This window comes from Dryocola sharpae (assembly GCF_051307055.1).
Classification (GTDB): domain Bacteria; phylum Pseudomonadota; class Gammaproteobacteria; order Enterobacterales; family Enterobacteriaceae; genus Dryocola.
Map to the genome: position 1 here is coordinate 1,309,314 of NZ_CP149994.1, position 25,061 is coordinate 1,334,374.

The 25,061-nt window shown below is 56.3% G+C and carries 23 protein-coding genes and 1 pseudogene; 10 read left to right on the forward strand and 14 right to left on the reverse strand.

What is annotated here, in order from left to right:
- The first annotated feature begins 35 nt into the window (after window positions 1–35).
- Together bglX and WLO31_RS06250 are read left to right on the forward strand one after the other, a co-directional pair.
- Complete coding sequence (gene bglX / locus WLO31_RS06245; RefSeq protein WP_435929629.1) at window positions 36–2,333, forward strand: beta-glucosidase BglX; 2,298 nt, start codon at window positions 36–38, stop codon at window positions 2,331–2,333.
- Window positions 2,334–2,847: 514 nt separating this feature from the next.
- Window positions 2,848–3,138 (forward strand): hypothetical protein, encoded by a 291-nt coding sequence (locus tag WLO31_RS06250; RefSeq protein ID WP_435929630.1) that lies wholly within the window; start codon window positions 2,848–2,850, stop codon window positions 3,136–3,138.
- Between the two features lie 29 nt (window positions 3,139–3,167).
- On the opposite strand, the gene WLO31_RS06255 is transcribed toward WLO31_RS06250, so the two are convergent.
- Window positions 3,168–3,362: a hypothetical protein gene (locus WLO31_RS06255; RefSeq protein ID WP_435929631.1), complete on the reverse strand. Its 195-nt coding sequence runs from the start codon at window positions 3,360–3,362 to the stop codon at window positions 3,168–3,170.
- A 452-nt stretch (window positions 3,363–3,814) separates the two neighbouring features.
- Here WLO31_RS06255 and osmF point away from each other — a divergent pair, with 452 nt between their 5' ends.
- Genes osmF through WLO31_RS06275 form a run of 4 tightly spaced genes read left to right on the forward strand, consistent with a single transcriptional unit; the run spans window position 3,815 to window position 7,595 of the window.
- Window positions 3,815–4,726, forward strand: a complete 912-nt coding sequence (gene osmF, locus WLO31_RS06260; protein WP_435929632.1) for a glycine betaine ABC transporter substrate-binding protein OsmF — start codon at window positions 3,815–3,817, stop codon at window positions 4,724–4,726.
- A 55-nt stretch (window positions 4,727–4,781) separates the two neighbouring features.
- Entirely contained in the window at window positions 4,782–5,939 is a 1,158-nt protein-coding gene (locus WLO31_RS06265; protein ID WP_435929633.1) for an ABC transporter permease, read from the forward strand.
- Window positions 5,936–6,880 carry an ABC transporter ATP-binding protein gene (locus WLO31_RS06270; RefSeq protein WP_435929634.1) on the forward strand — a complete coding sequence of 315 codons (945 nt, stop codon included), beginning with the start codon at window positions 5,936–5,938 and terminating at the stop codon, window positions 6,878–6,880. Before WLO31_RS06265 ends, WLO31_RS06270 begins: the two co-directional genes overlap by 4 nt.
- The gene (locus WLO31_RS06275) at window positions 6,864–7,595 is read left to right on the forward strand and encodes an ABC transporter permease (RefSeq protein WP_435929635.1); all 732 of its coding nucleotides are present in this window, start codon (window positions 6,864–6,866) and stop codon (window positions 7,593–7,595) included. The genes WLO31_RS06270 and WLO31_RS06275 overlap by 17 nt, the downstream gene beginning before the upstream one ends.
- On the opposite strand, the gene WLO31_RS06280 is transcribed toward WLO31_RS06275, so the two are convergent.
- The 3 genes from WLO31_RS06280 to WLO31_RS06290 all read right to left on the reverse strand — a co-directional run bounded on the left by WLO31_RS06280 (window position 7,576) and on the right by WLO31_RS06290 (window position 9,785).
- Window positions 7,576–7,683, reverse strand: a complete 108-nt coding sequence (locus WLO31_RS06280; RefSeq protein ID WP_435929636.1) for a hypothetical protein — start codon at window positions 7,681–7,683, stop codon at window positions 7,576–7,578. The two genes, WLO31_RS06275 and WLO31_RS06280, sit on opposite strands and share 20 nt — an antisense overlap.
- A 58-nt stretch (window positions 7,684–7,741) precedes the next feature.
- Window positions 7,742–8,509, reverse strand: a complete 768-nt coding sequence (locus WLO31_RS06285) for a MerR family transcriptional regulator (RefSeq protein ID WP_435929637.1) — start codon at window positions 8,507–8,509, stop codon at window positions 7,742–7,744.
- Window positions 8,510–8,660: 151 nt separating this feature from the next.
- Entirely contained in the window at window positions 8,661–9,785 is a 1,125-nt protein-coding gene (locus WLO31_RS06290; RefSeq protein WP_435929638.1) for a JmjC domain-containing protein, read from the reverse strand.
- A 168-nt stretch (window positions 9,786–9,953) separates the two neighbouring features.
- On the opposite strand from WLO31_RS06290, the gene dinG reads away from it, so the two are divergent.
- Both dinG and ybiB read left to right on the forward strand, forming a co-directional pair.
- Window positions 9,954–12,125: an ATP-dependent DNA helicase DinG gene (gene dinG, locus WLO31_RS06295; protein ID WP_435930530.1), complete on the forward strand. Its 2,172-nt coding sequence runs from the start codon at window positions 9,954–9,956 to the stop codon at window positions 12,123–12,125.
- 145 nt (window positions 12,126–12,270) lie between these two features.
- Complete coding sequence (gene ybiB, locus WLO31_RS06300; protein WP_435929639.1) at window positions 12,271–13,239, forward strand: DNA-binding protein YbiB; 969 nt, start codon at window positions 12,271–12,273, stop codon at window positions 13,237–13,239.
- Between the two features lie 143 nt (window positions 13,240–13,382).
- On the opposite strand, the gene ybiJ is transcribed toward ybiB, so the two are convergent.
- The gene (gene ybiJ, locus WLO31_RS06305; RefSeq protein ID WP_435929640.1) at window positions 13,383–13,643 is read right to left on the reverse strand and encodes a DUF1471 family protein YbiJ; all 261 of its coding nucleotides are present in this window, start codon (window positions 13,641–13,643) and stop codon (window positions 13,383–13,385) included.
- A 362-nt stretch (window positions 13,644–14,005) separates the two neighbouring features.
- On the opposite strand from ybiJ, the gene WLO31_RS06310 reads away from it, so the two are divergent.
- The gene (locus WLO31_RS06310) at window positions 14,006–14,848 is read left to right on the forward strand and encodes a helix-turn-helix domain-containing protein (RefSeq protein WP_435929641.1); all 843 of its coding nucleotides are present in this window, start codon (window positions 14,006–14,008) and stop codon (window positions 14,846–14,848) included.
- Here WLO31_RS06310 and WLO31_RS06315 read toward each other — a convergent pair.
- The 6 genes and pseudogenes from WLO31_RS06315 to WLO31_RS06340 all read right to left on the reverse strand — a co-directional run bounded on the left by WLO31_RS06315 (window position 14,836) and on the right by WLO31_RS06340 (window position 20,143).
- A pseudogene (locus tag WLO31_RS06315) lies at window positions 14,836–15,099 on the reverse strand (PTS sugar transporter subunit IIB). The gene WLO31_RS06310 and the pseudogene WLO31_RS06315 sit on opposite strands and share 13 nt — an antisense overlap.
- Window positions 15,096–16,538, reverse strand: coding sequence for a leucyl aminopeptidase (locus WLO31_RS06320; protein WP_435929642.1), 1,443 nt, complete (start codon window positions 16,536–16,538; stop codon window positions 15,096–15,098). The pseudogene WLO31_RS06315 and the gene WLO31_RS06320 overlap by 4 nt, the downstream one beginning before the upstream one ends.
- The gene (locus WLO31_RS06325) at window positions 16,535–17,503 is read right to left on the reverse strand and encodes a N(4)-(beta-N-acetylglucosaminyl)-L-asparaginase (RefSeq protein WP_435929643.1); all 969 of its coding nucleotides are present in this window, start codon (window positions 17,501–17,503) and stop codon (window positions 16,535–16,537) included. Before WLO31_RS06325 ends, WLO31_RS06320 begins: the two co-directional genes overlap by 4 nt.
- 7 nt (window positions 17,504–17,510) lie before the next feature.
- Entirely contained in the window at window positions 17,511–18,824 is a 1,314-nt protein-coding gene (gene celB / locus WLO31_RS06330) for a PTS cellobiose transporter subunit IIC (RefSeq protein ID WP_435929644.1), read from the reverse strand.
- A gap of 257 nt (window positions 18,825–19,081) precedes the next feature.
- Window positions 19,082–19,309, reverse strand: coding sequence for a YdgH/BhsA/McbA-like domain containing protein (locus WLO31_RS06335; protein ID WP_435930531.1), 228 nt, complete (start codon window positions 19,307–19,309; stop codon window positions 19,082–19,084).
- A gap of 207 nt (window positions 19,310–19,516) precedes the next feature.
- On the reverse strand, window positions 19,517–20,143 hold the full coding sequence (locus WLO31_RS06340) for a flavin reductase family protein (protein ID WP_435929645.1): 627 nt from the start codon (window positions 20,141–20,143) through the stop codon (window positions 19,517–19,519).
- Between the two features lie 90 nt (window positions 20,144–20,233).
- On the opposite strand from WLO31_RS06340, the gene rlmF reads away from it, so the two are divergent.
- Complete coding sequence (rlmF, locus tag WLO31_RS06345; RefSeq protein ID WP_435929646.1) at window positions 20,234–21,175, forward strand: 23S rRNA (adenine(1618)-N(6))-methyltransferase RlmF; 942 nt, start codon at window positions 20,234–20,236, stop codon at window positions 21,173–21,175.
- Here the strand turns inward: rlmF and ybiO are convergent, their stop codons facing one another.
- The 3 genes from ybiO to glnP all read right to left on the reverse strand — a co-directional run bounded on the left by ybiO (window position 21,176) and on the right by glnP (window position 25,027).
- Window positions 21,176–23,434 (reverse strand): mechanosensitive channel protein, encoded by a 2,259-nt coding sequence (gene ybiO, locus WLO31_RS06350; RefSeq protein ID WP_435929647.1) that lies wholly within the window; start codon window positions 23,432–23,434, stop codon window positions 21,176–21,178.
- A 214-nt stretch (window positions 23,435–23,648) separates the two neighbouring features.
- Window positions 23,649–24,371 (reverse strand): glutamine ABC transporter ATP-binding protein GlnQ, encoded by a 723-nt coding sequence (gene glnQ, locus WLO31_RS06355; RefSeq protein ID WP_435929648.1) that lies wholly within the window; start codon window positions 24,369–24,371, stop codon window positions 23,649–23,651.
- Window positions 24,368–25,027, reverse strand: a complete 660-nt coding sequence (glnP, locus tag WLO31_RS06360) for a glutamine ABC transporter permease GlnP (RefSeq protein WP_435929649.1) — start codon at window positions 25,025–25,027, stop codon at window positions 24,368–24,370. Before glnP ends, glnQ begins: the two co-directional genes overlap by 4 nt.
- Between the last annotated feature and the right edge of the window lie 34 nt (window positions 25,028–25,061).

Consider the following 25,061-nt stretch of genomic DNA (forward strand, 5'->3'; position numbering starts at 1 on the left):
CCCGCGCGGGCGGCTTGAGCAAGAGAGTAAATCCCATGAAATGGCTCTGTTCTGTAGGTATCGCGGTTAGCCTCGCACTGCAACCGGCGCTGGCCGAAGAGATGTTCGGCCCCCATTCGCTGACGCCGCAAGCGCGTGATGCGTTCGTCACTGACTTGCTGACAAAAATGACCAATGACGAGAAAATCGGTCAGCTACGTTTAATCAGCGTCGGGCCGGATAACCCAAAAGAAGCCATTCGGGAGATGATCAAAAGCGGACAGGTCGGGGCGATTTTCAACACCGTAACCCGCCACGATATCCGCATCATGCAGGATCAGGTAATGAATCTCAGCCGCCTGAAAATTCCTCTGTTCTTTGCCTACGACGTGGTGCACGGGCAGCGCACGGTATTCCCAATCAGCCTTGGCCTGGCTTCCTCCTTTAACCTTGAGGCGGTGAAAACCGTAGGGCGCGTTTCAGCTTATGAAGCAGCGGACGACGGCCTGAATATGACCTGGGCGCCGATGGTAGACGTGTCCCGCGATCCTCGCTGGGGACGCGTGTCGGAAGGCTTCGGCGAGGATACTTACCTGACGTCGCTTCTGGGCCGCACCATGGTTGAAGCGATGCAGGGCAGCAGCCCGGCGGATCGCTATTCGGTGATGACCAGCGTAAAACACTTCGCGGCCTATGGCGCGGTCGAAGGCGGGAAAGAATACAATACCGTAGATATGAGCCCGCAGCGCCTGTTCAACGACTATATGCCCCCGTATAAAGCCGCGCTGGACGCGGGCAGCGGCGGGGTGATGGTGGCGCTGAACTCCATCAACGGTACGCCAGCCACCTCCAACAGCTGGCTGCTCAAAAATCTGCTGCGGGACGAATGGAACTTTAAAGGCATCACCATTTCCGACCACGGCGCTATCAAAGAGCTTATCAAGCACGGCGTAGCAAGCGATCCGAAAGACGCGGTGCGCGTGGCGCTGAATTCCGGCATCAACATGAGCATGAGCGATGAGTTTTACAGCAAATACCTGCCGGAACTGGTAAAAAGCGGCGCGGTACCGCAGGCGGAACTGGACGATGCCGCCCGTCACGTGCTGAACGTGAAATATGACATGGGGCTGTTTAACGATCCCTACAGCCACTTAGGTCCGAAGGAATCTGACCCGCAAGACACCAATGCGGAAAGCCGTCTGCACCGTAAAGAAGCCCGTGAAGTGGCGCGGGAAAGTCTGGTGCTGCTGAAAAACCGTCTGCAAACCCTGCCGCTGAAAAAGTCGGGCACCATCGCGGTCATTGGCCCGCTGGCCGACAGCAAGCGTGACATGATGGGCAGCTGGTCTGCGGCAGGCGTTGCCGACCAGACCGTTACCGTGCTGCAGGGGATTGAGAATGCCGCAGGCGAGCAGGCGAAAATTGTTCACGTTAAAGGCGCGAACGTCACCGACCAGAAAGATATTGTCGACTTCCTGAACCAGTACGAGCCGGCCGTGCAGGTAGATCCGCGCACGCCGCAGGAGATGATCGATGAGGCGGTAAGCACCGCGAAAAACTCAGACGTTGTAGTCGCCGTTGTCGGTGAAGCGCAGGGCATGGCGCATGAAGCATCAAGCCGTACCGACCTGGTGCTGCCGCAAAGCCAGCGAGACCTGATCGCCGCGCTGAAAGCGACCGGCAAGCCGCTGGTGCTGGTGGTGATGAACGGTCGCCCGCTGGCGCTGGTGAAAGAAGACGAGCAGGCAGACGCGCTGCTTGAAGCCTGGTATGCCGGAACCGAAGGCGGCAACGCGATTGCCGACGTTTTGTTTGGCGACTACAACCCGTCCGGCAAGCTGCCGATGTCCTTCCCGCGCTCCGTTGGCCAAATCCCGACGTACTACAGCCATCTGAACACCGGGCGTCCGTATAATCCGGAAAAACCAAACAAGTATACCTCCCGCTACTTCGACGAAGCGAACGGCCCGCTTTATCCCTTTGGCTACGGCCTGAGCTACACCACCTTCACCGTGTCTGATGTGAAGATGTCCGCGCCATCCATGACGCGCGACGGCAAAGTGGAAGCCTCGGTAGAGGTGAAAAACACCGGCGAACGCGAAGGCGAAACGGTGGTGCAGATGTACCTGCAGGATGTTACCGCGTCGATGAGTCGCCCTGTTAAAGAGCTGAAAGGCTTTAAGAAAGTGCTGCTCAAGCCGGGCAAAACCCAGACCGTCAGCTTCCCGATTGATATCGAGGCGCTGAAATTCTGGAACGCTGAGATGAAGTACGACGCCGAGCCCGGTAAATTCAACGTGTTTATTGGTCTGGATTCCGCGCGCGTGAAACGTGGCGAGTTTGAACTGAACTAAGCCCCGATAAGTTATCCAGACTACGTTCAGAACCAGTCGGTTTAATCAGAACGTAGTCTGGATCAGCATCATTCCATTCTGTTTTAAAATCTGCCGCCAGGTTTTTCTTTTTTGTCGGTCATTTAAGGATGATTAAATCTATTGTTTTATGATTAGCTTTTATATTTATCGGGCGGGATATTAGAACGCATAATGTATTTTTATCATCTTTATAGAAGTGCTTTTATTTTTATTCTTTTATTTTACTCCAGAAAGGCGCGCAAGCGCTTTGAACTCGCGTTAACCGCCGATAAAAGCGCCTTTTTAGCATGATATTTTCTTTTTCTGTCTTAAATTATATTAAACAGCGCTGGTAGATAAGTTACTGTTTTAAATAAGAGCGGGATCTTTGCCATATAATTAAATTATGTTAAAACCCATAGCGCAGCTTAATGATGGCTGTATAACAAAAGGGTTATATGCAAGAAAGATAACCGCTTATTTTGAAATCAGAGAATAATTAGGAGAAACGACAATGAAAGAATTAAATGCAGCAGAGATTGCGCAGGTTACAGGCGCGGGTTTTATTGCCGATCTTACCGGGTCCATCGGCGGGGTTATCGGTAGTATTGTTGATGCCGGTGCGGCATTGGGCGGCCTTAATACCAATCTAAAAGATGCTGCAACAGCGTTGGGTAAAGGGTTCGGAAGTCTCCTGGAGTTAAATTTTAAGGATGCTATCTCGCAGATTGGCGATGGAATCGCAGGTCTTTTCGGTTTCGGCTCTCGTGGTCCTGCTAACGCTCAATCGAACAAGTTACTTTAGTTTTACAACGCTGCGTTGATATCTACAGGCTAATAATCAGTGATGGGAAAAGAGAAGATTCTTTTTTTAAAACCATAACGCTCAAAACGTAGGATAAAAGATGGTGAAAAAATTAATGCAGCAGAACCTGAACAAGGATCTGGCGCAGGTATTTTTTCAGATATTGCCTGGGCAACCGGTAGCGCTATCGGCAATATTTTTGAGTTGAATGGTATTGCTGGCATTGCTGATTCTGGTATTAACGCACTATTACAGATTAAGCCTCGTTACGCTTAGTTTGTGGCGCACGGCCTGCGTGCCGTGCGCTTTTTTATTCGCATCTCAAACTCTCTTCCGGGCAGGTGGTAATCGTACAGGCCTCACGCTGTCTCATCATGCCGGTCGCTATTTTTAGGTGTCGAAGCTGAGCTGCCGGATAAGAATTTACCCATCTTGATAAGGTCTGAATCTCCGTCGCCCATCTGCACAACGAATCGTTAAATCGACTCTTCCTCTGCCGCTAACGTTGAGAGCACACAATAAAGTCCCCCAGGATCGGCTACAGCGCAAGTTACGCTTCTTCAATGACCGTTTCGTATAACGTGTACATTTTTATGTTTTCCCTGCACTGTTAAATTCGGCTATCCTTTTTGTGACCCCCTGATTTTTAAGCAAAGAACAACAACGAGGAATCACCATGAATTTATCAGCGCGTTGGGGCATGGCAGGATTACTGATGCTGGCGGCGGGCGCTCAGGCGGCCGGGCCGGTAAAGGTTGGCTCGAAAATCGATACCGAAGGCTCTTTGCTGGGCAATATCATTTTGCAGGTGCTGGAAAGCCACGGCGTGAAAACCGTGAATAAAGTGCAGCTGGGGACCACGCCAGTGGTGCGCGGCGCCATCACCTCGGGCGAGCTGGATATCTATCCGGAATATACCGGCAACGGCGCATTCTTCTTTAAAGATGACAACGACCCGGTGTGGAAAAATGCGCAAAAGGGTTATGACAAAGTGAAGCAGCTCGACGCTGAGAAGAATAAGCTTGTCTGGCTGACGCCTGCGCCTGCGAACAATACCTGGACCATCGCGGTGCGCAAAGATGTGGCGGAGAAAAATAAGCTCGTTTCGCTTGACGATCTCAGCGCCTGGCTGAAAAAAGGCGGCGAATTTAAGCTTGCGGCCTCCGCTGAATTTATCGAACGCCCGGATGCGCTGCCTGCTTTTGAAAAGGCCTACGGCTTTAAACTCGACCAGAAGCAGCTGCTTTCCCTTGCGGGCGGCGACACGGCGGTAACCATCAAAGCGGCGGCTCAGCAAACCTCCGGCGTGAACGCGGCGATGGCTTACGGCACCGATGGCCCGGTGGCGGCGCTCGGCCTGCAAACGCTAAGCGATCCAAAAGGCGTGCAGCCGATTTATGCGCCAGCGCCCGTTGTGCGTGAGGCGGTGCTGAAAGCCTATCCGCAGCTGGACGAGTGGTTGAAACCCGTCTTTGCGTCGCTTGATGAGAAAACCCTGCAACAGCTGAACGCCAGCATTGCGGTGGAAGGGATGGATGCTAAAAAAGTGGCGGCTGACTACCTGAAGCAGAAAGGTTTTGTGAAATAGACAACCCAGGTCGGGCAGGCGAAATGCCGCCCGACAACACTAACAGGAAGTGAGTTTGCTTAAAATCCATAACCGCGTGCTGCTGCTGCTGGTGATGCTGCTGGCGGCGGCAGGCGGAGTTCTCCCTTTTATTAATCACGCCGCAAACCGGCTGGTATCGGGGGAACCCATGGTACTCAGCCAGTTACCTGACCATGCGCTTTTACTGCTCCTCCTCCCCACGGTTATTCTGGCCGGGCTCACTCTTGTTCCCACGCGCCGCATCCCGCTGTTTCTGACGCTGCTTGTCGCTGAGGCGATGTTTATCGCGGCGCTGGTAGTGATGGGCAAAACGGCAAGCTGGTTTGCGCAGGAAGGAAGCAGCGTTGCCCGCACCTCTCCCGGCAGCGGCCTCTGGCTGGCTCTGGCGCTCTGTCTGCTGATATGTACCGATGCGATTAATCGACTGACGCCGAAGGCGCTATGGCGTCTGCTGCTTAATCTGCAAATCTGGATAGCGCCTGTCGCCCTGTTGCTGAGCGGCTTCTTCTCCGATCTCTCTTTACTTAAAGAGTATGCCAACCGGCAGGACGTTTTCGATGACGCGCTGAGCCGCCACCTGGCGTTATTGCTGGGCACTCTGGTTCCGGCATTGCTGATCGGCGTGCCGCTCGGGATATTTTGTTATCAGCGTCCCACCTGGCAATCATCCGTATTTTCCGTGCTTAACGTGATTCAGACCGTTCCCTCCGTGGCGCTCTTTGGCCTGCTGATTGCGCCGCTGGCCGGGCTTGCCAAATTATCGCCCTGGCTTGGCGCAATAGGCGTAAGCGGTATTGGGGTGACGCCCGCATTAATCGCGCTGGTGCTTTACGCGCTGCTGCCGCTGGTTCGCGGCGTGGTCGCCGGTTTACAGCAGGTTCCGCGCAATATTGTTGAAAGCGCCGAAGGCATGGGAATGTCGCGGCGGCAAATATTCTGGCGAGCGGAAGTGCCGCTGGCGATGCCCGTGCTGTTGCGAAGCCTGCGTGTGGTGTGCGTGCAAACCATCGGCATGGCGGTTATTGCTGCGCTAATCGGCGCGGGAGGGTTTGGCGCGATCATTTTCCAGGGATTGCTGAGCAGCGCGCTGGATCTGGTTTTGCTGGGTGTGATCCCGGTAATTGCGCTGGCCGTCATGCTGGATGCGCTTTTTAAACTGCTAATCTCGTTACTTGAGGCGAAACGGCCATGATCGAATTTGACCATGTCAGTAAATACTTCCAGGGGGAAGCGGCGGTCAAAGATCTGTCGTTAACTATTCGCGAAGGAGAGTTCACGGTGCTGATCGGCACTTCCGGCTCAGGAAAATCCACGACGCTGAAAATGATTAACAGGCTGGTGGAGCATGACGAAGGACGAATTCGCTTCGCGGGTGAAGAGATTCGTAATTTTGACGCCAGGGCACTGCGCCGCCGGATGGGCTACGCGATTCAGTCCATCGGCCTGTTCCCCCACTGGAACGTGGCGCAGAACATCGCCACGGTGCCACAGCTTCTGAAGTGGCCGAAGGCGCGAATTGAGGCGCGTACGGATGAGCTACTGGATTTGCTCGGCCTGGAAGCGGCGCAATTCCGCGAGCGTTACCCGCATCAGCTTTCTGGCGGGCAACAGCAGCGCGTCGGCGTCGCCCGCGCGCTGGCCGCCGACCCGGAAGTGCTGCTGATGGATGAGCCCTTCGGCGCGCTCGATCCGGTTACCCGTGCAGCGCTTCAGCAGGAGATTGTACGCATCCACAATCGGTTCGGACGCACCATTGTGCTGGTTACGCATGATATCGAAGAAGCGCTGCGGCTGGCGGACCGCATCGTCCTTATGGACGGCGGGCGGATTATCCAGCAGGGAGCGCCGCTGGAACTGCTGACTAATCCGGCCAATGACTTTGCGCGGGATTTCTTTGGCCGCAGCGAGCTTGGCTTACGGCTGCTGTCGTTACGTCAGGTCGTCAACAGCCTGCGCGCCGATGAGCGTATCGCAGGCGAACCTATTAAGGCGGATCTTAGCCTGCGCGAGGCGCTGTCGCTGTTTGTTGACCGTCAGTGCCAGCAGTTGCCGGTGGTGGACGAAAAGGGCGAGCCGTGCGGCGTGCTGCATTTCAGCGATCTGGTGCGAGGTGAACATGCATCTGGTGCGTGATCCGCTGCTGTGGCTGCTGGCCTTCTTTATTGCGCTGCTTTTTTTGATGCCGCACACCGGGGCGCTGTTTGGCTGGCTGTTTCCGGAGCTTGCAAGGCCGCTGTACCAGCAGGACAGCTTTATCTCGCTGGCGCTTGCGCATCTGACGCTGGTGGCGGTTTCAAGCCTGGTGGCGATTATCGTTGGCGTAGGGCTGGGCATCGCGGTGACGCGTCCCGCCGGGCTTGAGTTTCGCTCGCTGGTGGAAACGATAACCGCCGCAGGCCAGACGTTCCCGCCCGTTGCCGTGCTGGCGATTGCCGTGCCAGTGATGGGCTTTGGGCAGCAGCCGGCTATTATCGCGCTGGTGCTTTATGGCCTGCTGCCGATCTTACAGGGCACGCTGGCGGGCATTGGCGCGGTGCCGGAAGCGACGCGAGAAATAGCATCTGGCGCCGGCATGAGCCGCTGGCAGGTGCTGCGCAAAGTTGAGCTGCCGCTGGCTGCGCCGGTGATCCTGGCGGGGGTGCGGACGTCGGTGATCGTTAATATCGGTACGGCGACAATCGCCTCGACTGTGGGAGTCAGAACGCTCGGCTCGCCCATCATTATTGGCCTGAGCGGCTTTAACACCGCTTATGTGATTCAGGGGGCCATCCTGGTGGCGCTGGCGGCGATAGTTACCGACCGCCTGTTTGAACGCCTGTTACGCTACGTTACGCGCCATGAAGGATAACGATGTAACCCATAAGTATCACGCCGCCAATTCCGCCGATGGCCATTACCAGCATGCCACCGACGATGGCAAGTTTAGACAATTTCATATTTCGCTCCCAATAGACGCAGGCGATTATAAAGCGAAGCTGTCTTGTTAATGAACCTTTAAATGCCTTCAGCGATGCGGGTGAGCTCCCGACCGGCGCTATTAAGCGGGAAGACAGGCAGCCCGGCGCAGCGCCACTGTTCCAGTTGATTAAGCTGTTGGTCGGTAGGCGTTTCGCCGCACCATACCAGAATTGTCTGCCGTGGGAAAAGCTCGGGCCGTACGCAGCTTAGCGGGTGTGCCAGCACATCAACGCGCCAGCCTTGTTGAACCGCCATCCAGGCCGCCATCCATAAACGCGTGGTATCCGGCGTGTTCCAGCCTATCAGTATTGCGTCTTTGCCGCTGTGTTTACGCGCCGAGGCAAGGCATTGCGCAATGTAGTTAATCAAGGCGCCGTCAAGCAAGCTTAATAGCGTATTAAGCGTAACCTGCTGGCATTGCAGGCGGCGACGCAGCGGGATATAAAGCTGCATCACAAGCGTGTCCGCGGGATAATCGCGCCCGATATCAGCAATCCAGGCGCGCAGCCGGCCAGGGTTGCCGCCCTGCAGGTGACGCAGCAATACCTCCTGCCGTTCACGCCAGCCTGTATCCGGCTCCATTTCGCCGTCGCTGAGCAAGGCTTTGACTTTGCTGACCTGCACGCCGTTTTCAATCCAGCGTTTGATCTCGCGAATGCGGTCGATATCGGCATCATCAAACAGGCGATGCCCGCCGTCGGTGCGCTGAGGTTTTAGCAGCCCGTAACGCCTTTGCCAGGCGCGCAGCGTGACGGGATTGATATCGCAAAGCGCAGCCACTTCACCAATGGTATAAAGCGCCATGATGTCCCCAAAGCCAGTCCGGGAAGTCCCCATTTAACTGTAGACAGTGCGGCTGACTCTGGGAAACTTTGCTGATTTTTTTTGGGATAAGGATCGTTGTGTTTTTCCTGGCGGGTAGCCCAGGCGCCGCCCGCCGGACAGCGCCTGCAAATCAGTCTTCGAAATACCAGTAACCCTGATTTAACAGTTCGGTCAGCACCGCCATAAAGGCCTCATCCTGCAGCGCCGAACCCAGCGTTTGTTGGTCGACTGAAGTAAACCGGCACAGCGCATCGGCGGCGGCGTGATTCTTTGTCATCAGCGGTTCGCTGTTGATAAAGAAGCTGTCGCCCACGTTCAGCACGCGCAGGCCGCTCAGGCGAGTCAGGCTGTCGCCCTGCAGCAGAGCATCAAGAATTTCTGACTGCGCATATGGCGGCTGCGCAGGGGCGATATCCAGTTCATGACGCGGCGTGGTGGCAAAACGTCCGAACCACTGCCTGAAATCTTCCGGCTGGTTGATCATGTCCATCATCATGCCGCGCAGACGATCCAGCTCGTAGGCTTCTACTTTGCCCGGATGTTCGCGCAGCCTCAGATCCGGATCGCTGTAGTGCTCATTACCCAGATCGTTTTCCAGCGCGTAGTCGGCAAAGCTGCTGATCAGATCGCGGTTATTTGGCCCACGAAAACCAACGGAGTAGTTAAGGGCGGTTTCATGGGTAAACCCGTCGTGCGGGAAGCCCGGCGGAATATACAGAATGTCGCCCGGCTCAAGATCTTCATCGATAATCGGCGTAAAAGGATCGACATGCAGCAGCGCCGGATGCGGGCAAAACTGGCGCATCGGCAGCTTATCGCCCACGCGCCAGCGGCGACGGCCCATCCCCTGGATAATAAACACATCGTACTGGTCAATATGCGGCCCTACGCCGCCGCCCGGCACGGAGAAAGAGATCATCAGATCGTCCAGACGCCAGTCCGGCAGCACGCGGAAAGGGCGTACCAGCTCGGCGGAAGGCTTATGCCAGTGGTTCACGGCCTGCGCCAGCAGAGACCAGCCTTTTTCACCCAGATTATCGAAATGTTCAAACGGCCCGTTGCTGGCATGCCACTGCCCGTCTTCGCTATGGCTGACGAGGCGGCTATCCACCTCAGGCTCCATGGCGAGGCCCGCCAGCTCATCCGGCGTAATAGGATCGACAAAATCCGGGAAGGCCTTTTTCAGTACAACCGGCCTTTTTTGCCAATATTTTTCTAAAAATTGTTGCCAGTCTAAGGTGAGTTGATAAGCCATAGTTTCATACCAGTAGGAGAACAAACGGGCTTGATTATAGGGAGGAAGCGCGCGACGCCGCTTTGTCATTGGTCAAGGCCGGGTGGATGACTTAAAAACAAAAAATGATGCCGTCCGCGTGCGAAAAGTGGGACAATAGTGGCTGTTTATACAGTAGAAGTGGTGCTCATGGCTTTGTCCCCGGCGCAAAAAGCGCAAATCGCCGCCTGGTATAAGGCGCTGCAACAGCAGATCCCGGACTTTATTCCGCGTCCCCCGCAGCGGCAGATGATTGCCGAAGTGGCGAAAACGCTGGCGGGTGAAGAGGGGCGCCACCTGGCGATTGAAGCGCCAACGGGCGTGGGGAAAACGCTCTCATACCTGATTCCGGGCATCGCTATCGCGCGCGGGGAGCAAAAAACGCTGGTGGTCAGCACCGCAAACGTAGCGTTGCAGGACCAGATCTTCAGTAAAGACCTGCCGCTGCTGCGCAAAATTATCCCCGATCTAAAATTTACCGCCGCTTTCGGTCGTGGGCGCTACGTCTGCCCGCGTAATCTGGCGGCCTTAGCCACGGATAACCTGGCGCAGGGAGATTTGCTCGCCTTTCTTGACGACGAACTGGCTCCCGCCAGCAAGGATGAACAGCAGCGCTGCGCGAAGCTGAAAACCGAGCTGGATGCCTACAAATGGGACGGAATACGCGATCATAACGCGCAGGCCATCGACGACGATCTCTGGCGGCGGATGAGCACGGATAAAGCCAGTTGCCTTGGCCGCAACTGCCACTGGTATCGCGAATGCCCGTTTTTCGTGGCGCGCCGCGAAATCGACGAGGCGGAAGTGGTGGTGGCTAACCACGCGCTGGTGATGGCAGCCATGGAAAGCGATGCTGTTTTGCCGGAAGCGAAAAACCTGCTGCTGGTGCTCGATGAAGGCCACCATCTGCCGGACGTCGCCCGTGACGCGCTGGAGATGAGCGCCGAAGTCACTCCCGGCCACAGCCGCCTGCAGCTCGATTTGTTCTGCAAGCTGGTGGAAACCTGCATGGCGCAGTTCCGTCCGAAAAGCCCGCCGCCGCTGACAAACCCCGAGCGCCTGACCAACCACTGCGATGAAGTCCATGAGCTGCTTAGTTCGTTTTACGGCATCGTAAGGTTCTGGATGCCGGGCGAGTATGAAAGCGAGCACCGTTTTGAAATGGGCGTGCTGCCCGAAGAAATTATGGTTATCTGCCAGCGGCTGGCGAAATTAATGGAGGGCCTGCGCAGCCTGGCGGAAGCGCTGCAGGGCGATCTGAGTGAAAAAACCGGCAGCCATGACGTGGTGCGCGTGCATCGCGCCCTGTTGCAAATGAACCGCGCGCTGGGCTATTTCGAATCCCAAAGTAAGCTCTGGCGTCTTTCCGCCATGGATCAGGCCTCCGGCGCGCCCGTTTCTAAGTGGGTAACGCGGGAAAATCGGGAAGGGCAGCCGCATCTGTTCTTTCACTGCGTAGGCATCCGCGTAAGCGACCAGCTGGAAAAGTTAGTCTGGCGTAACGTGCCGCATGTGATTATTACCTCGGCCACGCTGCGTTCGCTTAACAAATTCGACCGTCTGCAGGAGATGAGCGGCCTGCGCGAAAAAGCGGGCGACCGTTTTATAGCGCTGGATTCGCCCTTTAATCATATCGATCAGGGCAAGCTGGTTATCCCGCAGCTCACGGTTGAGCCAACGATGGAAAACGAACCGCAGCATCTCGCTGAAATGGCGGCCTTTTTCCGTGCCGAGCTGGCAAAAGGCGAGCACAAAGGTATGCTGGTACTGTTCGCCAGCAACCGCGCCATGCAGCTGTTTCTGACCCACGTCGTCGATCTGCGCCTCACTTTGCTGGTGCAGGGCGATCAGCCCCGCTACAGGCTGGTGGAACTGCATCGCAAGCGCGTGGAGCAGGGGGAAACCAGCGTGCTGGTCGGGCTGCAATCTTTTGCCGAAGGGTTAGATTTAAAAGGCGATCTGCTAAGCCAGGTGCATATCCATAAGATCGCTTTCCCGCCGGTAGACAGTCCGGTGGTGGTAACGGAAGGGGAGTGGTTAAAAAGTCTCCGGCGCTATCCTTTCGAAGTGCAGAGTTTGCCTGCCGCCTCATTTAACCTTATCCAGCAGGTAGGGCGTTTAATTCGTAGCCACGGCTGTTATGGCGAGGTCGTTATTTACGACCGCCGCCTGCTGACCAAAAATTACGGCCAGCGTTTGCTGGGCGCTTTGCCGGTATTTCCTATTACCCAGCCGCCCGCGCCTGCGGCTAAACTGATTAAAGCAGCGCCTGAAAAGGCCGCGCGACGCAAAGGTGCGGGCAAAAAATACCGGGCAGGCTGAGGGCAGGCCTCATCAGGTTGAGATAAAAAATATCTCACCGTAAAAATAACAGGGAAATCGATTTACTGATTTCCGGCAGATCAATCACAAAGGAGGAAAGGCCACGCTTTTTCCTTCTTTGTCAGGAATCTCAGGGGGAGCTGAAATGGACTATCGCAAAATTATAAAAGAAATAGGGCGCGGCAAGAACCACGCCAGAGATCTGGATTTTGATACCGCACTCGGGTTGTACACCCATATGCTTAACGGCGAGGTACCGGAGCTTGAGCTTGGCGGCGTGCTTATCGCGCTGCGTATTAAAGGCGAAGGCGAGGCTGAAATGCTGGGCTTCTACGCAGCGATGAAGCAGCACCTTATCTCCCTTACGCCGCCGGTAAACAAACCGATGCCGATAGTGATCCCCTCTTATAACGGCGCGCGCAAGCAGGCAAACCTGACGCCGCTGCTGGCGATGCTGCTTAATCGTCTGGGCTATCCGGTCGTGGTGCATGGCGTAAGCCACGATCCCACCCGCGTGCTGACGGAAACCATTTTTACGCTGCTGGGAATCGAGCCCACGCTGCATGCGGGCCAGGCCCAGGCGAAGCTCGAATCGCATCATCCGGTGTATATGCCGATTGGCGCGCTGTGCCCGCCGATGGAAAACCAGCTCGCCATGCGCTGGCGGATGGGCGTTCGCAACAGCGCGCATACGCTGGCGAAACTCGCTACGCCGTTTGCAGAAGATGCCGCGCTGCGTCTTGCCAGCGTTTCACATCCGGAATATGTGCCGAAAGTGGCGAAATTCTTTGCCGAAATCGGCGGGCGCGGCCTGCTGATGCACGGCACAGAAGGCGAAGTCTATGCCAGTCCGCAGCGCTGTCCGCAGATAAGCCTGATTGACGGACAGGGCACGCGGGTTGTAAGCGAGCGGCAGACAGAGATGAGAGGCGAAGATATGGCGCTGCCTGCGGCGAAAGATCCGGAGGTTACCGCGCGCTGGATTGAACGCTGTGTGGCGGGCCTGGAGCCGGTACCGCAGTCATTAAAAACGCAGATGGCCTGTTGTCTGGTGGCGACCGGCGAGGCGCAAACGCTCGAAGACGGGCTTGTGAGAGTCGACCAGACGTTTTAACCCTGAACGGCAGGCAAAAAAAAGCCTGCGGCATAATCCGCAGGCAACAAGGGTAACATCAAGGGTCAAACAAGGGCGGAGCAGGGCTCCAGATGAGGGTAAAGCAAAGCTACGGTTCAGGGTTAAAACTTTTCTCTCGCGACCTAGTTGTAGATTACAGCGGAGCCGCTCATTTTGCCGTTGGTGTTGGCAGAAGTAATAGAGTAGGCGCTGGCACCCGCCTGCTGCGCTTTCTGAGCGAGCTGTGCTTCCAGCCCATCCAGCGTTGTAGCGCCTTGTACAGACACTACGCCAACTTTATTCAGGCTCTGAGCTTCAGCATGGCTGACAGATTGTGCAGCGAATGCGCCGGATGAAAGGGTGGCAAGGGCGAGAGCGGCAACAGCATATTTGATGGTTTTCATGATTAATCTCTTGCAGGTTATTCTGTTAAGGGGACGTTGTTCCGTCGATGTGATTATGGTCACACTTTTCGGCAGAATAATAAACCAAAGAGAATTGACGGCGTTGTTCAAAAAAATTGAATGTATTCTAACCTTTTGAAATTGGTGATGATTAGTCTACGAATTGTCAACTTTGCAATTGTCATCACCTTTCCGCCTCGTTTAGCGCATCTTTTGCTACTCTTTTTCGTATTGCTGGTCGCACCTGATGAGCAACCGCTTGCGCAGGCTTTTTACGCAGGATGCGGCACTTTTCACTGAAAGCGCGGCGGCGAACTTTTATAATGAAGTTCTTTAATTTCAGCCTATTCAGATGAGGTTCGATGGAGATCAAGCTGCACTCCAACGCGACAACGACGCCGCGCACCCGGAAATACATTCAGGACTCGAATAAAACGGACGCTGAGCTTGCCGAAGAGCTGAATATCTCCGTCGATACCGTGCGCCGCTGGCGTAAGCGGGATGACTGCTATGATAAATCTCATCGCCCCAATACCATTCACCGGGCGCTAAGCCGTGAGCAGGAAGCTATCCTGGTTTTTCTGCGTCTGCGCCTTGCGCTGTCGCTTGACGAACTACTTGAAGCGGCGCGCCTGCTGGTCCAGCAGGGGATTTCCCGGGCGAGCATCAGTCGAATGCTGCAAAACTGGCAGGTTTCGCGTATCGGTAAGCCGGACTTAGCGCAGGCTGCGGGCCATTTGCGGCTGGATATCTTCCCGCTGCCGGAAGTCATCAGCCATAAGCAGGGCGTGCTGCTGGTCTTTAGCGATCCCGTTTCTGGCTATCTGGCGGTGGCGCTGCGCGAGCGGGACGAGCATCAGCCTCTTGAGGGGCTGGTCGGCTTTCTGCAAAACGGCCTGCTGCTGCCGGTTCTGTCGATCGCAGCGCGCCCTTCGACGCTGGCGCAGAAGCTGGCACAGGAACTGGGCGTACCTTTACATGCTGCGGAAGAAGAAAGCTGGCTGGCAGAAGCGGCAAAGGGCAATTTCCAGCAGCCGCTGGAGGCGATGCTTAACGGCGAGCGTTTTGATAAGAGGCTGGGGCTTGGGGCCGTGCTGCTGGAATTTGAGGATCTGCTAAACCAGAGGATTATCCGCAGCCGGTTGAAGAATCTCACTCCGGCCGCGTGGCTAAAGCTGCGCCAGGAGACCAGTCACAGCGCGTAGTCGAGAATTTTATCCCCGTTGACCATGCCGTAATCCATCATGTTAATCGTCTCAACCCTTTTATTAAGCGGCCCGGCAATCTGCTGGCATTCCGCCAGATTGTAGGCGATTTACGGGCCAGGCAGCGCGCAGTCGTAGTTGGCGATCGCTGTATTAAACTCCTGTACGCCTTTAGCGGCTGCTTTCTGCATGCGCTTTACCACCAGGCTCGTCGACATCCCTAAATCGCAGACCAGCAGGATCTTTTTCATCGTTGGTTTCCTTCACAAAGAGTAAGCAAATACTGCGTGAGCAGATGGGCGGGGCGGCCGCTGGCCTGGGTGAATTTGCCGCGGCTTAGCGCGGTGCCGCTGACGTCGAGGTGCGCCCACGGCATTTGATGGCAAAACTTGCTTAAGAACTGGGCCGCCGAAACCGCAATAGCGGCGTTGTTCGGCGGCGTATTGGTCAGATCGGCAATGCTGCTCCTGACCTGTTTATCAAAGCTTTCATCTAGCGGCAGCGGCCAGACTCTGTCCTGCGTCAGCGCCGCGGCCCGCCGGATTTGATCTTCAAGCGCCGCCGAATTGCTCATTATGCCGCTGATGTCGTAGCCCAAAGCTTTAACCACCGCGCCGGTGAGCGTAGCGACGTCAATCAGAGCAGCCGGTTTAAAGGTTTGCGCGGCGTAGCTGAGCGCGTCGGCCAGAACCAGGCGGCCTTCCGCATCGGTATTAATGATTTCCACGCTGTGCCCGGCGTGTGAACGGACCACGTCGCCGGGGCGCATTGCGCTGTCCGTCGGCATGTTTTCCGCCAGCGCCATGACTGCCACAACGTTGAGCGGCAGGTTCAGCGCCTTAACCGTTTCGAGCAAGCCAAAGACTACCGCCGCGCCGCACATATCGTATTTCATGGTGCTCATGCCTTCGCCGCCTTTGAGCCACAGGCCGCCGGTATCGAAAGTGATGCCCTTGCCGACAAAAGCGTAGGTTGGGGCGTTTTCTCCGGCACCCTGCCAGCGCAGCGTAACTAAGCGCGGCGGATTGCGGCTGCCTTTACCGGTGGCGAGCAAACAGCCCATTTGCTGGCGCTCAATTTCGTTCTCGTCCAGCACATTGCAGGAGGTTTGTGGATGAGTTGCCCAAGCGACTGCGCGCTGCGCCACGGTTTCAGGCGTGCAGTCGCTGGCCGGCAGGTCGGCAAGCTGGCGCGAGAGCAGCATGCCGTCGGCAATGGCCTGCGCCTGGCTAACGAGCCGTCTGGCTTCTGCTGACGGATTCCCCAGCAGCCACAGCTCCCCGAGGCTTTGCTTTTCATCGTGGCGATAGCCAAGCTGCGGCAGCTGATAGAAGCGGTTCATGATGGCCAGCAGCAGCGCGCGCAGGCGAATAAAGGTGGTTTCATCTACAAGGTCGAAAGCGGAAATGTCCAGCGCTACGGGTTGAGCGACGGGCGAAGGGAGGACAGCGGCGATTTTTTCCGTCAGTTTACGCAGCGTTGCGGGCTGGCTCAGATCGCCATCCGGCAGCAGGCTGAGCGTCTGGCAGGCGTTGCGCAGGCCAAAGCGGCAGGTCTGCACTTCATCGGCCTGCGCCATTTCGCTGAGCACAGACCGGAGAGCTTCGGGCCAGGCCGCCGGGTTGGATTTCCACAGCAGCAGGTGCGCGTGGGCCAGGGATATATCTGGCTGTGAGAGTAAACATTTCATTGAATGATCTCCGCCGTGATGCGCTGTTGATAGGCTTTCAGCCAGGCGCTGTCCGCCGGGCGAATCAGCGTGTTCTTACCATCGCGTTCGGTGAGGAAAACCGCCGCTGGCTGGGCGGGAGTCGCCACCGAGAAAGAAAAATTATCGATTGTTGTAGCGGCCCCGTATTCGCCGCGGGTGTTCATGCAGACTACCGACAAATCCCCTGCGCGCCCGAAGCGTCTCATCAACTGCGCTTCCAGGTCGTAAACGGCGGATTCCGCCGCCTGCTGGGGCGACATTCCTCGTCCCATACGGCTGACGATTTCATAGCTGATGCAGCCCTTCATCAGGTCCTCGCCGAGGCCGGTGGCGGTGGCGGCCCCGATTTGGCTGTCGGCGTAGAAGCCGGAGCCGGAAACCGGCGAGTCGCCCACGCGGCCAGGGCGCTTCATAAACAGGCCGCTGGTGGAGGTGCCGACGCAGATGTTTTGCCGCGCGTCGAGGGTGATAACGCCCACAGTATCGTGGCCGGTGTAGGGGCTAAGTCCACGGTCAAGAGTTTCACGCTTGCGCTTCAGGTAATGGTTTCGCGCACGTTCGGTCAGCATCTCTTTGCGCTCAAAGCCCTGCGCCAGCGCCCATTCTTCCGCGCCGGCTCCGACCATAAAGCTGTTGAAACGCTCGCGGCTGAGAGCCTGAGCAACCAGAATCGGGTTAGCAATATCGCGTACGCTGGCGACTGCGCCGATCGCGAGGCTGGTGCCGTCCATAAAAGCGGCGTCCAGCTCGACTTCTCCGCGTTCGTTGGGCAGGCCGCCAAACCCTACGGATTTGTAAAACGGATAGTCTTCTACGCATTTCACCGCGTGGATGGCCGCATCGCCGGCGGCCTTGTTTGCCTGAAGCAGACCTGCCGCCTCGGACACGCCTTCCCAGGCCATGCGCCAGGTGGCAATTACGCCCCAGTTTGCTGATAACATCATGTTTTACTTACTCCATGGCTGAGGTGGTTTTACGCTCTGATTCGACGGCTGGGGCTTCGCTGGCCCGGTACTGCCTGTCGACAACTTTCAGGAACGGCAGGTAAATCACCGCGCCTATCGCCAGGTTAATCAACTGGATAACGGCCCCGCTCAGGTGGCCGGTGACAATAAATCCGCTGAGCACCGGCGGCAGCGTCCACGGGATGTAAACCCCGGTTGTCGTGGCAACCAGCCCGACCGACATCGCGACGTACTGCACGGTGACCAGCACCAGCGGCACGAGGTTGAAGGGGATGAGCATCACCGGGTTCATGATCACAGGCAAGCCAAACAGCACCGGTTCGTTAATGTTGAATATGGACGAGCCCGCCGCGAGACGAGATACGTTTTTGATGTGCTGACTGCGGGCGAATAGCAGCATAGCAATCACCAGAGACAAAGTTGCGCCCGCGCCGCCCATCCAGATCATGTCGTAGAACTGCTCCGTCACCACGTGCGGCGGCACCAGGCCTGCCTGGGTGGCGGTGAGGTTTTCCATCTGATTCTCCATCCAGAATGGACGCAGAATGCCGTTCACCATCGAACCGGAGTTGATGCCGACCGACCACAGGCTGGTGATGCTAAAGCAGGTAAACAATGCGCCCACGTAGGAGGTGCCGAAGTGGCGAATCGGCGTTGCCAGCACTTCATAAATGAACTGATGGATGGTGTTGTAGTGCGTGTGGGCAAACAGCACGCGAACCACCAAAGCAATCACCAGGATCAGCAAAGAAGGAATAAGCGCCGCAAAGGATTTTTGTACCGCGGGCGGTACGCCGTCCGGCATGCGAATCACCCAGTTCTGGCGCAGCATCCAGGCGAACAGCTCCGTGGTGCCCAGCGCGCCCAGCATGGCGACAAACAGGCCTTTTGATCCCAGCCACTCCAGCGGAATCAGGCCGCCCACTTCGGCGTGTTTGCCGAAGGGCGTCAGGATCAGGAAGCAGGAAAGCGAGAGAATGCCCGACGACATTTTGTCGATGTCGTAGCGCTCCGCCAGGCGATAGGCGACAAGGAAGGAGATGAACACCGCCATGGTGGAGAAGATGGCGTTGAACGGAATTTCAACGGTTGCCGACCACCCTTGGCCGAATACCGAGGCCATAAACGTCTGGTAGGCCTGGCCTGGAAAGGAGGAGATAACCAGAAGAATCGAACCGACAATAATAAAAGGCATAAACGAGATGTAGGCGTCGCGGATGGCGCCCAGGTGGCGCTGCTGTGCCATTCTTCCCGCCAGCGGCATCAGCCGGGCTTCGATGGCGGTCATCAGGTTTTTCATGGTGTTGCCGCTCCATAAGTAATCACACGATACAATTATCCTGCGGCATTACCTTAAGCGTTGTTCAGCAGCAAGAAAGTGAGATGATTCACAGTTGCTTAAATAAAGTATCAGATGATTACTTAGAGGCGGAGGACGATCTCACCACTGCCTTAGGTATTGAGCAAAGCGGCTGATGATATAAAAAAACGGCTCTCCGGATGGGAAAGCCGCTTAGGGGAGTTTTGTTTTGCTCATCATACGTCTTGCTGGAGAGGTTATTTATAAATGGTGGCGGTGCCGTACATATGATCGCCGCCGGCGGAGTTAATCACAAAACCTGTTGCGCCTTGTTCCCTGGCTTTTTCGGCCAGCTTGTCCTGTAGATCGTCAAGGTTACGGGCGTTATTTGCGGAGACGGTGCCCGCTGCACACAGTTGACCAGTCCGGTCATTCATCAGGCGTCGGGCCGCCTGACGGACAAACGGAAGCGCCGCAAGGGCGATAACCGTAGAAAAACAGAGCAAATTTTTTCATCGCATCTTTCTGCGCCGTTGGCTGTTGATTAAAATTTCATCAAACTTAAAAGTGTCGGTGGAAAGTGGCGCTCAAAAGAGGCAAAAAAATTGATGGAGTTTTGCCTCTTTTTTGAAGGATATAACCTGATAAAAGTATTATAAATCAGCTATGTAAAGTGGCTGATGTTGCTTAACTTATCGTGCGTCAGGGCGAATGAGATCAAAACGATGCGATTCTTCGATGGTGTAATAAGCCGACGGGCCGCCTGCCCGCAGCACGGGATTTGCCAGAGCGGTCTGGTAAATCCCGTCCCTGAGCAGGTTTTCATTGATATGTACCGCGACGACTTCGCCCAGAACCAGCCAGGTATCGATAGGCGCGCCGTCTGCGGAAGTTAGCTGGATAGACTGCGAAAGGCGACACTCGAAGTTAACCGGGCTTTCCGCCACCAGGCTCGCCTTCACTTTACGGCCCGGAACCGCTGTTAAACCCGCGCGGATAAACTCATCCTCTCCGCGCGGCAACGTTGCGGACGTCTCGTTCATCTGTTCTGCAAGTTCACGGGTAGTGAGATTCCAGACGAACTCCTTTGTGTCGAGGATATTCTGCACGCTGTCTTTCCAGCCGCTGCTGGCGAACCCGATAATCGGCGGGCGATAGTTAAAGCAGTTGAAGAAGCTGTACGGCGCCAGATTGCGCTGGCCTTGCGCATTGATCGAGGCTATCCAGCCAATCGGACGCGGCCCAACGATGGCGTTCAGCGGGTCGTGCGGCAAACCATGGCCAGCCGCAGGTTCGTAGTAATACCTTTTCGCAGACATATTACCTCTTTCAGTGGTGAAATTGGCGCGGCGTATTTACCCCGCTGGCTTCACAGAGTATCTTACGCGCCCACACAAGGAGAAGCCGCGATGAAAACCCCTGCCACCACCAAACCGGGCCTGCACCCGCGTAACCGCCACCGTGACCGCTATGATTTTACTGCCCTGCAGCAAAGCTGCCCGGCGCTTGCGGCCTTTATCAAAACCGGTCCGCACGGTGACAGCACAGTGGATTTCGCCGATCCTCTGGCGGTTAAAGCGCTGAATCAGGCTTTGCTGGCGCATTTCTACGCCGTTAAGCAGTGGGATATTCCCGCAGGTTTTCTCTGCCCGCCGGTGCCGGGACGTGCAGATTATATACATCATCTTGCGGATCTGCTGGCCGAAGGTAACGGGGGCAAAGTGCCGACGCAGGCTTCCGTGCTGGATGTGGGAGTCGGCGCCAACTGTATTTACCCGTTAATCGGGCAGCATGAGTACGGCTGGCGTTTTACAGGGTCAGAAACTGACGCTGACGCCTTACGCAGCGCGACGATGATTATCGATGCCAACCCGGGCTTAAGCCGCATGATTCGTCTGCGCCGCCAGAAAACGCCGCAGGCTATTTTCCCCGGCATCATTCATAAAAACGAAACCTTCGATGCCACGCTGTGTAATCCGCCGTTCCATGACTCGCAGGAGGCCGCCCGCAGCGGCAGCGAGCGCAAACGCCGTAATCTCGGGCAGGATGAGAAGGGCGCGCTGAACTTTGGCGGGCATGAGCATGAACTGTGGTGCGAGGGCGGCGAGGTGGCCTTTGTCAGCCAGATGGTTAACGAGAGTAAAGCGTTTGGCCGCCAGGTGATGTGGTTTACTTCTCTGGTGTCCCGTGGCGAAAATCTGCCGGCCATCTACCGTGTTCTGCAGGAGGCGGGCGTTGAGAAAGTGGTGAAAAAAGAGATGGCCCAGGGTCAGAAGCAGAGCCGCTTCATCGCCTGGTCCTTTATGAATGATGCGCAGCGCGCCCGCTGGGCCGCCACGCGTTTTAAATGATTATACCGTAGGGTTTGCAGGCGGCAGCGCTCCGGTTGCCGCCTGCGCGGCCTGCATCGCCTGGGCGACGTCCGGCCCTGGCTGCATTACCTGCACGGTCTGCACCGGCGGACGTATTCCCGCCGCGTCGAAGTGCTTTTTCACCATGCCGTCAAGCGCGAAACGCACCGTCCACTGTTTTAGCGGCTGCGTGGTGAACGACACGCGTACCGTGAAGGCCTGGTTTGTCAGGCCGACGATCCCCGCGAACGAAGGCTCGCCAATCACCAGCATGCGGATATCCTGCCGTTCCATCAGCTCTGCTACCGCCTCCTTGAGAATGCGATTGGCCTTATCGACGTCCTCATGCCTGTCCACATCATAGTTCGCCACAAACGAACCAATGCCGCGCACGAAGTTGGCGAAGGTGGTAATCGATGACCAGGGAATAATATGGTAGGCCCCGGTATCCTGCCGCACGCCGACAGAGCGTATGGACATGCGTTCCACGGAGCCGGTTATCGGCCCGATGGTCACCAGGTCGCCGGTATTCATGCCGTTCTCAAGCTGGATAAACACCCCGGTAATAATATCTTTTACCAGCGTTTGCGAGCCGAAGCTCACCGCCAGCCCTAAAGCGCCTGCGCCGGCCAGCAGCGGGGCGATGTTCACGCCGATTTCCGACAGCAGTATCATTATCGTGATGGTGCTTATCACTACCGCGAGGGCGTTACGGAAGAGCGTCAGCAGCGTGCGCGTGCGGGCGCCCGGCATCGGGCGGCCGTGTATGTCGGAGGCCAGACGGTTTTCAATCAGGCTTGCCAGCAGCGTCCAGCCAACGGCGGAGAAGAACAGGATCAGGGTGATACGGATAATGATATCAACGGTTTTCTCCCCCGCGCCGTTGGTCAGCCAGGCCCACATATCGAACAGGCCCCACGCGTTTAACAGCAGCATCGCGGCAAAGCAAACGGTGAGGATGCGCGCCATTTTTAAGGAAGCGGAAAGCCAGCCGTTCAGGCGCTTTTGCAGTTCGGGATAGCTGCGCTGCACCTGCGGTGAAAGCGTGATCGTTTTTGCAATCCAGCGTGAAAGCATGCCGGAGATAAACGCGGCGATGCCGATAATCGCGAGGCTACACATGGACGCGCCCATCATCCACCTCAGGCTGTTGCCTGGATTAAAGAGCGAGAAGAAAAACAGCGCGACGAAATAGGCGCTGGCCAGCCAGTGCCAGACAAGCGCAAAGGCGCGAATAAACAGGCTGAAAAAGGCCAGTGAACGATCGGCAAGTCGGTTCAGGCTGCGCTGGATAGAAAGTTTATTGTGAAAAATCAGGTACAGCGCCCAAATCGTAATACACAGCATAATAACGACGTTGGTCATGGCGCCCGTCTGCACGTTTACCTGACTTGAAATAACAGGCACGGCGACCAGCGTACCGTAGCCCAGTAAACTGCTTAACGCCGACAAACGAATGTTCCAGTATTTTGCGCTCTGCTCGCTGACCGGAAAAGGGCGCAGATCCGGGAAGCGCGGGCAGAAGATCAGCCGCAGCACGGCCTTAAAGAATTCAATAAGCGCAAAGGCGTTGAGAAACAAGCCCTGCTGGCGTGCGATGGTGCGGCTGCCCGCGTTCATCATGTCGCTGAAAATCTGTCCGACAAACAGCGTCAGGGCCAGCAGCAGTAAATCAATCACAAACGCGGCGATAATCGCCAGCGGCAGATGGAACCAGCTGGAGCGATCGCGGTTTTTTGCGCGCCCCCATTTTCCCATGTGCCGCCAGACCGGCGACATACCTGCACGGACCAGCATGTAGAAAGCGAAGACGGAAGCGGCAAGCAGCGAGAAGTACGTGAGCGCTTTGAAAAAGGTTTGCTGGTTAAAGGCCTTATAAGGTGAACCGGTGATATTGCGGTAGAGCTGGGCGAAATGCTCAGCCAGTTCTCCGCCGTAGCGACGGCTTACATCCGTCAAGTTCTGCAGCACCGTTTTTTCATCGCTGAGCTCTTCCGGCGGCTTGATAGCCGGCACAGGTTCCGGCGGCGGGGTGGCGGCGACTTTACGCAGCTGGTCGATTAATTCGCTTCTCGATTGGTCGTTATCCAGCACGTCCGCAAGCGCCGAATAGGCTTTTTTCTTTTCTTCAAGATTAGGTTCGGCGGGAGGGGCGTCGCTGGTCTGCGTGGAGGATGCAGCAACGACAGCGGCAGGCAGCGTTACCGCCTGAGTTTGAAAGCTGAGCAGGCTGCATAGTAACAACAGAATCCATGGCACGGCACTTCTCCGGACTGAGAAATTCAGACAAAGCAAAAGTATAGCCCGCTGGGAGCGGAGGCCTGGAAAACGGGAATTATCTGGTGTGGCTGATTCGGCTGGCGCTGGCTCAGGCCGGGCTGTTGCAGCATGGCGTTGCGCTTACTGGCCCGCGGTTTAGGGGATAAGCGTAGCGCCATTCACTCATGGCGGCGCTACGCTTAATTGCCAAAGGTTATGAAACGTGCTGCAAGAATTCCTGCAAACGCTGGCTTGGCGGGTTATCGATAAGCTCCTGCGGATTGCCGTCTTCGGCCACGCGGCCTTTATCAATGAAGATCAGGCGTGATGCGACTTTGGCGGCAAAACCCACTTCGTGCGTGACGATAACCATCGTCATGCCTTCTTCGGCCAGGTCCTGCATCACCTTCAGCACTTCGTGGCGCAGCTCCGGATCAAGCGCGGAGGTGGGCTCATCGAACAGCATCATTTTCGGTTTGACCGCCAGCGCGCGGGCGATCGCCACGCGCTGCTGCTGGCCGCCGGAAAGCTCGGAAGGGTAGTGGTGCGCGCGCTCCGCAAGGCCCACCTTCGCCAGCAGCTCTTTCGCCAGTTTATCGGCGGCCTCTTTCTTCAGGCCGCGCACGCGGATCGGGCCGAAAGAGACGTTTTCCAGCGCGGTAAGATGCGGGAAGAGATAAAACTGCTGGAACACCATGCCGGCTTCCTGACGGATCAGGCGCTCGTCCACCTTCGGATCGTTAACCTTCAGGCCGTCGACAATCAGATCGCCGCTGGTGATATCTTCGAGCTTGTTGATGCAGCGCAGCAGGGTGGATTTACCGGAGCCTGACGGCCCGATGATCACCACCACTTCACCCTGTTTGATATTCAGATCGATATTGTGCAGCACCTGGGTTTGACCGAAGTGCTTGGAGACGTTTTTAAATTCAATCACAGGATTTTCATCCTTCTTTCAAGACGACGCAGAACAAAGCTCAGCACCAAAGTAATAATCAGATAGAAGACCGCAACGGCGCTCCAGATCTCCAGCGCGCGGAAGTTACCGGCGATAATTTCCTGGCCCTGGCGGGTCAGTTCAGCCACGCCGATAACGATAAACAGCGAGGTATCTTTAATACTGATGATCCACTGGTTACCCAGCGGCGGCAGCATACGCCTGAGCGCCAGCGGCATAATTACGTGGCGAATGGTTTCACGTTTGGAGAGGCCCAGCGCCAGGCCCGCTTCGCGGAAGCCTTTATGAATTGACAGCACCGCACCGCGAGTAATTTCCGCAATATAGGCGCCGGAGTTAATCATGATGGTGACGACGGCCGCGCTGAACGGGTCAATACGCAGGTCGTTAAAGGCCATTGGTAGCGCGAAGTAAATAAACATTACCTGCACCACGATTGGCGTACCGCGAATCACTTCGATAAATACCAGGGCGATATGGTTGGCTATCCAGCCGCCGTAGGTGCGGGCAAAACCTGCAACCAGACCAATCACCAGACCGCCGCAAAGACCGAGGACCGAAATCCACAGGGTCATTTTGGCGCCTTCAATCAAGAGCGGAATTGCAGGCCAGATGGCGCTCCAGTCAAACTGCATAATGTGTTCCCATTTGTTACCGTGGCTTATTCAA